The 12,982-nt window shown below is 36.3% G+C and carries 9 protein-coding genes; 4 read left to right on the forward strand and 5 right to left on the reverse strand.

The window, feature by feature from the left end:
• Positions 1-3: 3 nt before the first annotated feature.
• Entirely contained in the window at positions 4-2,673 is a 2,670-nt protein-coding gene (locus IPI31_11855) for a T9SS type A sorting domain-containing protein (GenBank protein MBK7568507.1), read from the reverse strand.
• Between the two features lie 181 nt (positions 2,674-2,854).
• Between IPI31_11855 and IPI31_11860 the strand changes: the two genes are divergently transcribed.
• Genes IPI31_11860 through IPI31_11870 form a run of 3 tightly spaced genes read left to right on the forward strand, consistent with a single transcriptional unit; the run spans position 2,855 to position 4,718 of the window.
• Positions 2,855-3,451: a DUF1684 domain-containing protein gene (locus IPI31_11860; GenBank protein ID MBK7568508.1), complete on the forward strand. Its 597-nt coding sequence runs from the start codon at positions 2,855-2,857 to the stop codon at positions 3,449-3,451.
• Between the two features lie 21 nt (positions 3,452-3,472).
• A complete protein-coding gene (locus IPI31_11865; GenBank protein MBK7568509.1) occupies positions 3,473-3,973 on the forward strand; it encodes a DinB family protein in 501 nt (166 codons plus the stop codon).
• A 43-nt stretch (positions 3,974-4,016) separates the two neighbouring features.
• Positions 4,017-4,718, forward strand: a complete 702-nt coding sequence (locus IPI31_11870; protein MBK7568510.1) for a DsbA family oxidoreductase — start codon at positions 4,017-4,019, stop codon at positions 4,716-4,718.
• An 8-nt stretch (positions 4,719-4,726) separates the two neighbouring features.
• On the opposite strand, the gene IPI31_11875 is transcribed toward IPI31_11870, so the two are convergent.
• A complete protein-coding gene (locus IPI31_11875; GenBank protein MBK7568511.1) occupies positions 4,727-6,259 on the reverse strand; it encodes a T9SS type A sorting domain-containing protein in 1,533 nt (510 codons plus the stop codon).
• Between the two features lie 113 nt (positions 6,260-6,372).
• Here IPI31_11875 and IPI31_11880 point away from each other — a divergent pair, with 113 nt between their 5' ends.
• Positions 6,373-8,013, forward strand: a complete 1,641-nt coding sequence (locus tag IPI31_11880) for a CotH kinase family protein (protein ID MBK7568512.1) — start codon at positions 6,373-6,375, stop codon at positions 8,011-8,013.
• A gap of 916 nt (positions 8,014-8,929) precedes the next feature.
• Here IPI31_11880 and IPI31_11885 read toward each other — a convergent pair.
• The 3 genes from IPI31_11885 to IPI31_11895 form a co-directional block, all read right to left on the reverse strand.
• Positions 8,930-10,219 carry a DEAD/DEAH box helicase gene (locus IPI31_11885; GenBank protein MBK7568513.1) on the reverse strand — a complete coding sequence of 430 codons (1,290 nt, stop codon included), beginning with the start codon at positions 10,217-10,219 and terminating at the stop codon, positions 8,930-8,932.
• A gap of 987 nt (positions 10,220-11,206) precedes the next feature.
• Complete coding sequence (locus IPI31_11890) at positions 11,207-11,944, reverse strand: response regulator (protein ID MBK7568514.1); 738 nt, start codon at positions 11,942-11,944, stop codon at positions 11,207-11,209.
• Positions 11,941-12,981 carry a histidine kinase gene (locus IPI31_11895; GenBank protein ID MBK7568515.1) on the reverse strand — a complete coding sequence of 347 codons (1,041 nt, stop codon included), beginning with the start codon at positions 12,979-12,981 and terminating at the stop codon, positions 11,941-11,943. The genes IPI31_11890 and IPI31_11895 overlap by 4 nt, the downstream gene beginning before the upstream one ends.
• Position 12,982 lies beyond the last annotated feature (1 nt).

Genomic DNA, 12,982 nt, shown 5'->3' on the forward strand with positions numbered 1-12,982 from the left:
AGATTATAATTTCACAAATTTAAAAGTTTCCCTCTTAATTCCGCTGTTAAATGTAATAAAATAAATGCCCGCAGCAAGATCAGCGACGGAAATTTCATCTTCCGAAATTGCAGCATCCATAGTGGTTTCAAAGTTTTTTACTACTACGCCATTTATATCAATTACACGCACATTAATGTTTGCATCCGGCTTGTAATTTAAAGTGTAATGCAACAAATCATTCACCGGGTTGGGAAATATTTGTGCTGAAAATCCATTCGAAGGCGCCTCTAATTTTGCTCCGCTTATATCACCGCTTGCAATAATTTCTATTTCGGCAATTGCTCCAATTTCGTTACCATAAAATGTCCCACTTATATCTTTTAATTTAACGCGAACACTTTGTGCTATCACATCGGCAAAAGTTGCATGTTTTCCATTTACCGGAACATTATTAATATTTTTTGATATGATAGGAATTAATCCATTGGCATCAGAATATAAAGTAACAGTAGTTTTATTTAATGCGATGGTGGAATTACCTTCCCCACCAGAAGGAACGTTATATAAAACAATAGTGCGTATAGTAATTGGAACCGGAAATTTTAATAATACCCATTGATTATCACTGGTTCCAATTGCTGAATTCCACACTTGCCAGTCTTCGCCTTTTTGCACTCTTCTGTCAATTACATGTTTATTTAATGCAGCATCTCTGGTACTCGAAACTTCTACAGTTGCACCGGGAGCAAGGTTAGTAAATTCGGAAGCTTCACGAGTTGCGGGAACAGGTATCATACTGTGGCCGCTATGACATCCCACACATGTTGCTTTTGCACCTTCTCTGCTGAAATTCATTCCCGCAACATGTGCAACTCCATTATCAAAAGGTTCTCCTGCCATCGGAACATTATAACCTAATGGATTACTGCTCCTTAATTGTTCAAATAATGGAACATTTGCTGGTGCATTTGGTTCGGAAACAAATCCATCCGGTTTTATGGTTTTTTCATTTAATAAAATAGGCCAATCCAATGTTGGAAATGATCCAGGACTAGTGCGCTGATGATCAATAAAAAAACGAATTGTTTTTGCAGATCCAATTGCCGGTGCACTCGCGATATCTACATCTATCTGATCGTTATAATAAACATTAAAACATTCGAAAGTAAATACACCATCACCATTAAATGGTCCTGCAGCTGTCGGTGGTAATAACGAGGGAAACGTAAATACCGAATCTGAAATAATAGGAGGGAGTGGTCTTGCTTTAACTGCTTTTATTCTCAATTCCGTTGTTAAAGGATTGTCGTAGATCAAAGTTTTACCTGAACCATCTGCATTCATAACATATAAACCATATTGCTGATTGTAGTCGGCACACCAACTGAACATAATTCTTCCGTCAGGTAAAACATCAGGTTCGCCTGCATATTCACTGTTGTAAATTCCATATGAAGTGGGATCAGTTTCATGCGCATAATTATCAACGGAAATATCTGTTATGCCGAATAATTGTTCGTAAACACCGGGACCTCTTTCGTATTTTCTCAAACCTCCAAAACCCGCAGCTTCAGTCATGTTAAACATTGGAAAAAAATTGGTTATTAAATCTCCTGAGGGTGTAAATGCACAGCCATAAATATGATTTGCAACATCACTTTGTATTCCTCCTGCAAACATTTTAATATCAGATCCGTCGGGATTTATTGTTGCTGCGTGCCAGGCATTTCTCCACATCATATCCGCTCCGCCAACCATAATATTTCTATCTGATGATAATCCTGATTTAAATAAAAATCCATCTCCATCAGCAACTGTAGTCATTTCATCATAAGGGAATCGATGATTTCTCCACCAACGCGAATAAACTATACGTCCGGTTTGCGGATCCACAACGGGTCTGTCGGCACCATTGCGTTCACTTGTGATGCGATGTAAATTGGAGCCATCCGCATTTACAACAAATAAATTGGTAGTTCTTACGCCACTATATTGCGCAAAAGAAGGATATCGTGTAGAAGAAAATACAATTCTTCCATCAGGCAAATAACATGGATCCGTATCGTCATATCCCATAAGTCCACTTGCAGCATCTCCAAACTGAGAATAATCCAAAACCATATCGCTAAAGGTCAATTGCGTTAATCCTGATCCATCTTTATTAATGGTATATAATCTCCATGCATTGGGATTGGAATTCGGAGCAGTATCATATTCCTCTCCAACCGGAGCAGCAGGTAAACCTGCAAATACGATCTTATTTCCCGCATAATTTACTTCAGGAGCGCTTACATCTATCAAATACAGTGATGCAGCTGTAGGATTACTGCCATCTATTAAAGTAACCAATGCGCCATTTGCCTTATACATCAATAATTTGCCCGGCGAACACACTCTGAAACGCGAATGTGGCCCAACTCCGGGCATGTCGTTTGCTTCATCCCAATAAATACTTCCGTTTTCGGGAATTTGTCGCGATACAAAAACAACGGAATAAGGGACAGGGCTTGGTATCAAAGGGGAAGCAGCCAAAAACGGAGAGGTAAAACTTAAATTTTCCAACCCGGAACCGCTAACATCCTTTTTATAAATTGAGCCAACAAATAGGAGGAGTGTCAATAAAATGCCTGTGGAAAGAAATAACAGATTGGTTTTACGGGGAAGAACTAAAGAGTAGATATTTTTAGGCATATCCGGAAAGTTTAGGGTGACTGAAACAAGAATAAAATTAACATAACCAGGGAAAAAAAGGTAATTTCTGTAATTTTTTATGAACCTGTATTTTAATTGTGCTAAAAATACCCTGTGTTGAATGAAATTCGTTTCTTAAAAATACTTATTAATATCTTTACTAAAAATAAGAATACAAATAATGAAAATAATAATTACCGGTTTTTTATGCTCCTTTGTTTTCCTTTTATCTGCTCAAACATATACTGAAAAGTTAGAGGAGCACAGAGAAAAATATATCAGTGATTTTTTGACGGATGAACATTCTCCGCTTACTAAAAAAGACATTAAACATTTGGATTTTTATGCTATCGATTCAACATATGCCGTAACTGGAATGATCACCCTTACCCCGGATGCAATTCCTTTCGACATGGCAACATCCCTCGGTATTATTAAAAGATATGTTCAATATGGAACAATTACTTTTCAGTTACACGACTCCACGTTCACCCTGAGTATTTATCAAAGTATGAAATTGCGTGAGCAGGAGGAATACAAAGATTATTTATTTGTTCCCTTCAACGATAATACAAATTATACCGAAACTTATGGCGGAGGCAGATATATGGATTTCAGGATGGGCGAAATAGTTGAAGGTAAATTACTAGTTGATTTTAATAAAGCCTATAATCCATATTGTGCTTACTCAGGAGGATATGCCTGTCCTGTTCCTCCTGCAGAAAACAAACTGAATACGAATATTAAAGCAGGAGAAAAGCAGTATAAAAAGAAATAAAAACAACTAACATTTTATTAGATGCAAAAACAATATCGCACAAACGGAGCTGCCGGTGCATTTATGGATATTTATGAAAATGTATTGGAAGAATTAAAATATATTATTTCCGATATAAGCACTGATGAATTAAAACATATAGCGGATCCACTTACAAAGGATGTAAATTGCAGGTCGATACAAACTGTACTTTCGCATGTGGTAAAAGCAGGCCATAATTATGTAATTGCCATCAGAAATAATTTGGGGGAGGAGAATACATTTCATGAAATAATATTGTTGGACAACATTCCGGAATATATTTCTGCGATGGACGAATTGATTCGAATCACTGAGAAATTATTTAATGATTTTCCCAACATACAATTGGAGGTTTTTAATAATGATGATAAAATAGTTTCCCGTTGGGGACAACAATACGATCCCGAACAATTATTGGAACATGCGATTGTACACGTAATGCGTCACCAGCGCCAGATAGAGCGATTTTTGCAGGGTATGAGACTACATTTTAATTTTTAGTGAATTTATTTCCTTCCCTATTGTTATTGGTGAAAATTAACTTATGAAAGTAGAAATTTGGAGTGATGTAATGTGTCCCTTTTGTTATATTGGTAAACGTAAATTTGAACTTGCGCTGGAAAAATTTCCTCAACGCGATACTGTAGAAATTACCTGGAAAAGTTTTCAGCTTAACCCCGATATGATAACAGATCCTGATAAAAACATCAACCAATATTTGGCAGAAGTTAAAGGTTGGAGCGTGAAACAAGCGGAAGATGCCAATAATTATGTAACGGATATTGCTAAAAAAGTAGGGTTGACCTATAATATGGATAAGTCTATTGTCGCAAATTCTTTTGATGCACATCGTTTATCTCATTTGGCGAAAAAATATAATAAACAGGATGCATTGGAAGAACGTTTATTTCTAGCCTATTTTACCGAAGGTAAAAATACAGCTGATCATGATACATTGATTGCGATAGGAGTAGAGATAGGATTGGAGGAAAATGAAATTAAATCCATGTTGGAAAGTAACGAATTTTCTGCCCAGGTGAACAGAGATATACTCGAAGCGCAAATGGTGGGCGCACGCGGAGTGCCATTTTTTGTTTTCGACAGAAAATATGCTGTTTCCGGTGCGCAGGATCCTGCAGCTTTTGAACAGGTTTTAAATACAATTTGGGAGGAACAAACAAAACTGACCCCCATTACATTAAATGAGAATGCAGGTGATGTTTGTGGTCCCGATGGTTGCGATTAATTATATTGTCACTGTTTAATTAATTTAGAAAAAGTAATATTTCCATCAATTCCCTTGATTTTAACAATGTACATCCCGGGCGCATAATTTTTAATATCAAATTGCGTATTTTGTTGGATATTATTTGATTTTAAAAGGATCTTACCATCAGTATTCCAAATTTCCATTTCTTGAACAACAGTATTAGCGGAAATTGTAAATTTAGAAGTTACCGGATTTGGGGAAATAGTTACGTCCATTTCTGATATTTCTTCTTCCACATTAATTATCACATCATTTGGAACAATTCGGGTAATGAAATAATCGTCGTTGGGAGAAATTCCTTCAGCATGGCCGAGAACCACTATTTTCCCATCCGGTTGTAACATCATTTTTGTACCTACAATTTCTTCACTTATTAGTGCATCAGGTATTGATATTTCGAAAACACCAGGAGTTGCACCGCTTGTAAATGATTCATCCAAACTTCCATTTGTTAATAGTTTAACGAGATAGGTATTTATTGTTGCATCTGCATCAGGATGGGTAACAAATCCAATTATTGGTTGATTGGACGCATCAACCTCTAAGCCAAAGATTGTATAGAAGGTTCCCTCTTCCAGATAAACATAACCTTGATCTCCAAATTCCGTTTCAATAACACCCTGGTCATTTATTTTTATTACTATCAATTTATCGGGGGTTGACGAAATCCATCCTGCGGCATAAATAGAACCGTCGGGAGCTTGTTTAATAGCTTGAAAAGAAAGCCCTGTGTTTTCTAACAACGGTGTAGGATAAAAACTTCCATCAGTTCCAAAACTTTCATCCAGAGTTCCATCCGAATTTAAACAAGTAATAAAGGCATTTACTTCGCTACCCAAATAAGTTACATTTCCTGCAACCACAATTCGTCCGTCAGCAAGCGAAGTCATACATTCGGCGATAGTGAATTGTGCTAAATTATAGGTTCTATATCCAAAATCTGTATCGTAAAGGCCATCTGCATTAAATTTTGCAATTCCAAAACCCAGGTCATAATCATGATCATATCCTGACAAGTAATAATTATCACTATTATCTTTACAGGTGGCGCTAATCAGAATACTTTGTGCCGCAGTTGCTATTAAAATTCCATCAGTACCATAATCAGTATTTATTGTTCCGGTTCCGGTAATGTTCTCTAAAAAGGGACTGAAAAATTCTTCATCAGGATATTTTTGTCCTGCAACCATATACCCATCTCCATGTGTGTAAATATCCATTGCTGCGGATGACGATTCTATAAAAAATTCGCCAACTCCTTCCTCTCCAAAACTCATATCATGTGTTCCGTTATTATTCAAACGATGAATATTAAAACCCGTAGGATTAAATTCATTAATAAAAAGTATTTTATCTGTACTAATTTCATAAGTAAGGCCCGATGGCGTTTCAATTTGATTACTACCAGAATAGAAATCGGGACCTGTTACAAATCCGTTACCGTTAAATCCTGGGTCATAAATTTGTGCTGACAATACTGAAGTGTACAGTAGTGATATGATCAAGTAATTTTTCATTATTATTATTTCCAGCAAAAATGCAAGTGGAATGGGCAACTACATATACCACAATTTGGGGAGGATGATTATATTTGTATGATCATACTGACAGTCCAGAAGCATTTTCCACTATGAAAAAAACGCTATTCACTTCCTTTTTTTTGTTATTTATAATCACCGGCCTAAATGCCCAGGTGGACTTTACCGATTCTAATTTGCCTATCGTTGTGATAAATACCTTCGGGCAAGATATCATAGATGAAGAAAAGATCACTTGTGAAATGGGTATCATAAATAATGGTCCAGGTATGCGCAATTATCTCACCGATCCATACAATGATTATTTTGGAGATATAGGCATAGAATTACGCGGATCAACTTCTCAACAATATCCCAAAAAATCGTATGGTGTTGAAACCCGAGATTCGTTGGGATTTAAATTAAATACATCTATATTAGGAATGCCCAGTGAAAATGATTGGATATTATATGGTGCATATCCGGATAAATCGCTTATGCGCAATGAGATCACCTTTAGTATTTTTTCCAGAATGCAACCATGGTCGCCGCGATATGTTTATTGCGAATTGATGTTAAATGGTTCTTACAGAGGTGTATATACTTTTATAGAACGCATAAAAAGAGATGATAATAGGATCGCTATTGCCACTTTGGATTCTGATGACATTGCCGGTGATTCACTTACGGGAGGATATATTTTTAAAATAGATAAATTAACAGGAAGCAGTGTTACAACCTGGACTTCACCCTATCAGGATAAATTACTTTATTTATATCATGACCCGGAGGATATTGAATTAACTATTGAACAATCGGATTATATTAAAAATTATGTAACAGCATTTGAAAATGCAGTATATGGTCCCGATTTTTCTGACCCTGAGATTGGATTCAGAAAATATATTGATATGTCAACCTTTGTTGATTTTTTTCTCATGCAGGAATTAGGTCGAACTGTTGATGGATATCGTTCAAGCAGTTTTATGTATAAGGATAAGGACAGCAATGGGGGAAAATTAAAGTGCGGACCCATGTGGGATTTTAATCTTTCTTATGGAAATGCCGATTATTGTGACGCATTTGATACCACCGGATGGCAATATAATTTCGCAACGGTGTGTCCCGATTTCCCTACAGAACCTCCACATTGGTGGCCGGTACTGTTGGAAGATATTGGATACAGGCGACTTGTAAAATGCAGATGGGTTGCATTGCGGAGTTCTATACTACATACAGATTCCATAAATGCTTGGATAGATTCCGTAGCTGCATATCTTGACGAATCGCAAGACCGAAATTTTGAAAAGTGGGATATTTTGGGAACCTATGTCAACTGGAATTATTTTGTAGGTGATACTTATGCAGAAGAAATAGAATATTTAAAGGGTTGGTTCAAGGCGCGCTCTGAATGGTTGGATAACAACCTGCCAAATATAGTTGGCGATTGTGGTATTAAACCATATGATTTTGAGGAACCTGCGGTTGGTGTTGATGAAATGGAGATATCGCAAATACTTGTTTTTCCAAACCCCTTTAATACTTCCGCTACTTTCGAACTCAGCACCTTGTCCTCAGAGAACAGGGTTTTATTGATCTATACTGTTATTGGTGATCTTGTAAAACAGATCAATGTGCCTGCTAATGTAAGTTCTATAACCGTTACTGCTGAAAATTTGTCGACCGGTGTTTATCTTTTCCGTTTGGTTGATAATACAGATACTCTTACTACAGGGGCTTTTGAGATAAATTAGCAGATTGCAATTTTTATTATCGCCTTAGATTTTTTACATAAAAAAAGCAGAGTTTGTCTCAGAATGAGACTCCCTCTGCTATCCCCATGAAAACACGAAGCAATGATAACGAGTATATTTGAGATTCCCAAATTTTTTTATAAATTTTATTTGCACAATTTGCAAGTTCGTGACAGGCCTAAGTGAGTCTGAAGAAAGTTGTTATAAAAGGATGGAATATTAACTTTGGAAGTATTGGCTGAATATTAAATAAACTTGGATGCTGTGCGTAAAATGTGGATTTCTTAAAACCCTATTTAAAGATTTACGTATAATTGCAGGATAAAATTAATAACTATGGCAAAAGGTAAAAACACGGTTAAGGAAACAAAGAAAAAACCTGAGAAAACGAAAAAAGAAAAAAGAGCTGAAAAAATAGCTAAAAAAGCAAAATAGTTTTTCAGGTAAAAAAGAAAGCCTGCAATATCCATTATTGCGGGCTTTGTTATTTTATTGACCACAGAAGAGTTTGAAATGTTTCCCGCAGAGGACGCAGAGGGGCAGAGTTAGCAGAGTTTGTAGGGTGTGTTATTTTTTTGTTGCACAAAAAAAATACGATGTGTATTTTAAAAAAGGTGATTAAAAAATAATAATCATTAATTAATTTAGGTATCTTGAATTTTTATCCGCTAAGGATAAAATATTTTCAGCAAAAAAATAAATTCAATAAATTCTATCACAGCATTTTATCCCTTTAGGGATAAAATATTTCCTCTGGGTTCTCTGCCCCTCTGCGTCCTCTGTGGGAAATTTTTTTCACATCGTGCGAATATTTTTTTTTTTCACAACCTACGAGAAACTTTTTTCACATCCTGCGGGGATAAAAAAAGCCGAAAATGTTTTGCATTTCCGGCTGTGTATTTATTTCTGCGTGAAATTAATTCGCGAACCTGCGGGCACCTGAATTATTAGCACTGCGATTTCCATTTCTGGTTGGACTGGAAGTTCTTCTTCCCGCCGCATTTGCATTGCGATTAAAATTGCGCGCAAATGGTTTCTTTTCACCATCAAAGGTTACAGGATCGTTGCTGTTCATCACGAAAGGATGTTTTTCAACAATAGGAATAATTTTACCAGTTAATTTCTGAATATCGCGTAAGTATTCTTTTTCTTCCATATCGCAAAAAGAAATTGCTATTCCGCTTGCCCCGGCTCTGCCTGTGCGGCCGATACGGTGAACATAGGTTTCTGCAATATTTGATATTTCGAAATTAATTACGTGTGTTAATTCATCCACATCAATTCCCCTTGCTGCAATATCTGTTGCAACCAATACTCTGGTGCGTTTGGATTTAAAATTCGACAAAGCATTTTGTCTTGCATTCTGCGATTTATTTCCGTGAATTGCTTCTGCTTTTATACCTGCTTTAATTAAGTCTTTACAAACCTTATCAGCTCCATGTTTGGTGCGGGTAAATACCAATGCAGTTACTATTTCATCATCTTTCAATAAATGTAATAATAAATTCTTTTTATTTGTTCTGTTCACAAAATAAACTGATTGGTCGATAATTTCCACGGTAGAAGAAACAGGAGTTACTGCAACTTTTACGGGATTAACCAATAATGAATTTGCAAGTGCTGCAATTTCTCCGGGCATAGTTGCAGAAAAGAATAACGTTTGTTTCTTAACCGGCAATTTTGCCACCACTTTTTTAACATCGTGAATAAATCCCATGTCCAACATTCTGTCGGCTTCATCCAAAACAAATATTTGTATGGAATTTAATCTGATAAATCCCTGATTCATAAGATCCAACAATCTACCGGGAGTTGCGATCAAAATATCAACACCTCTTTTTAATTGTTGTGTTTGAGAAAATTGTGATACACCACCAAATATAGCAGTGTGGTGTAATCCGGTGTATTTACCATAAGCCGCAAAACTTTCTCCGATCTGTATCGCTAATTCTCGGGTTGGAGTGAGGATGAGTGATTTAATGGTTCTTTGTGTATTGCCCTCTTTTTTTTGTTCGTGCAATAATTGCAAAATTGGAATAGCAAAGGCCGCTGTTTTTCCGGTTCCTGTCTGGGCGCAACCCAACAGATCTTGTTTTTGTAATACCACAGGAATAGCTTGTTCCTGAATTGGCGTAGGACGGATATAACCCTCCTGTTTCAGAGCCTTAGTTATAGGCTCAATGAGTTGTAAATTGTCAAAAGACATTATTAAAATGTTTATTTTTTATAAGGCGGGAAAAAGTTACAGATACAAATTCGGCGGTTGCCTTTGATGTAGTGTTCTTCTCTAATTGTTTTAACTCCTTATCTGTTAATTATAGCGCTTTTTCTCTAGTGATCTTCTAAATTTTTCATCTGAACACAACCTGAAAACAATCCACTGAAAAAGCAATCTGGTGCAAAGATACGAATAAATCGGGACATTTACAACTTCTGCCTGAAAGCCAACATAGATGAGGGTTTTAAAGGAGAGAGGAGAGAGGAGTGAGGAGAAAGGAGTTTAAATTTCTTGCGAAATTTTGCAAGGCCACTATTTGTGTTTCCTACTTCTTATTTCCTATTTCCTACTTCCTACTTCCAGCGTCTTATTTCCTCTTTCCAAAAAGCATAGCACAATATCGAATAAAGAACAAAGAATAAAGAACAACAAACAATCCACGCCCGGGTGATTTTCCTCCGTATTGAACTCAGAACTCAGAACACAGAACTCAGAACACAGAACTGAAACATGTAGTGATCGACGCAGGAGATCTACTACATGTCAGAACACAGAAAAAATAATATCGAATAAAGAACAAGGAATAAATAACATTAAACAGATCGACCACCTGGAAGATTTTCCTCCGTATTGAACCCAGAACTCAGAACTGAAACATATAGTGATCGACGCAGGAGATCTACTACATGTCAGAACTCAGAAAAAATAATATCGAATAAAGAACAAGGAATAAAGAACATTAAACAGATCGACCACCTGGAAGATTTTCCTCCGTATTGAACGCAGAACTCAGAACTGAAACATGTAGTGATCGACGCAGGAGATCTACTACATGTCAGAACTCAGAACCATAATATCGAATAAAGAACAAGGAATAAAGAACAACAAACAATCCACGCCCAGGTGATTTTCCTCCGTATTGAACTCAGAACTCAGAACTCAGAACTCAGAACTCAGAACACAGAACTGAACAATTTAGACGCCTAAAACCAACTTCAACCTTCCATAACCACTTTTACTCACCGGAACCTTTGCTCCGTTTTTTAGAATGGCTATGTGACTATCTTTTTCGTATATTTCGAGACGGGTTATTTGTTGAACATCTACAATATAACTTCGGTGGCAGCGAACGAATTGATTTTTGTCGAGAGCATTTTCGAAAAAAATCATTGTTTTATGTTTCATGAATCTTCCTTCTGCAGTGTGTACAAAAACATAATCTTCTGCAGCTTCGAGATAAATGATCTCATTAAAAGGAATGATCTTTATTTTATTGTTTAATTTGATCACAACACGTTGAGGCTGATTATCTGCTTCTGCGAGTGTGTCTGCAAGTGCTGCAGTCTTTTCTTCGGCGTTGGGTTTTGTATCTCTCCAACGATTGAGAGCTTTGTCGAAACGTTCTTTATTAAATGGTTTTAATAAATAATCGATCGCATTTATTTCAAAAGCTTTAATTGCATACTCATCAAAGGCGGTTGTGAAAATTACGGATGGTTTTTCTTCCAACAATTCCAACATTTCGAAACCGTTTATTTTGGGCATTTGTATATCCAAAAAAAGCAGGTCGGGCTTGTGAGTGGATATTGCTTTTACTCCATCGAAACCATCACCACATTCAGCAACTATTTCTATATCAGGATAATTTTGAAGGTATTCTCTTACCAGGCTGCGAGCTAATGGCTCATCGTCAATAATAATAACTTTGATCATACAGGTTGCGGAATTTTTAATGTGGTGGTAAATATATTGTTTTCAGAAGAAGTATGCAGCAGATCATTGCGTGAAAATAAAAGGTATAGTCGCCGTTGTACTGCATTTAAACCGAATCCGGTTCCTTTTTTTGGATGATTGCTTGTAGCATCAAACGGATTTTTAATGGTGACGATCAGATCGTTGTTTAATTTAATTGCATGTATGGTAATGGTAACTTCTTCAAGCGTATCGTACAATCCGAATTTAATTGCATTCTCGAGTACAGGTTGCAATAAAAGGGAGGGTATTTTAAGATTCACACAATTTTCATCAAATTTAATTTCTGTTTTTAACCGATGTCCGAAACGCACCTTTTCAATTTCAAAATATAAATTCAAGTGATTTAATTCCTCTTGAAGTGGAATTAATTGGGCATTATCTTTTCTTATTGTACCTCTTAAAAAATCGGATAATTGTTGCACCATCTTTCTCGCTTCCTCCGGTTTGGAACCGGCAAGAGCACTGATGGAATTAAGACTATTAAATAAAAAATGAGGCTGCAACTGACTTCGCAGGTCGTATAATTCAGCTTCTTTTGTCAGTTTCTCCGCTTCGTGTTTGCGCATTACATTTTCTTTCTGAGCTTCCAGTGTGGTAATTAAAATATTTACCATGCTTGTGCATGCCGACAATAAAAATGCAATTCCAATGCGCACAGGGTTGGAGCGATTTATAAAATTAATATAATCATCGTTATTGCTGTAAATGGATCGTAAAATAAAACTACTGGTAAAGGTTACAATAACAGCCATTAATCCGCCGGTTAATATAATATAGGGAGCCTTATCTTTTTTGGGCAAATAAAATTGCATGATATAAAGCTGTGAAAAACATATTAGTGCCAGCGTTACATTAAATATTAAACTATCTACTATAGAAATGATCCAGTTAAATTCCATCCAATAAATAAATCCAGCATGGAACCCGATCCATACCAACCAGCTCAAAAGAAAAGGCCACAAAAATTTTCCGGAAGAAATTAAATTACTGGCCATG

It is taken from the genome of Bacteroidota bacterium (genome assembly GCA_016706865.1).
In the GTDB taxonomy this organism is placed as follows: Bacteria; Bacteroidota; Bacteroidia; order Chitinophagales; family BACL12; genus UBA7236.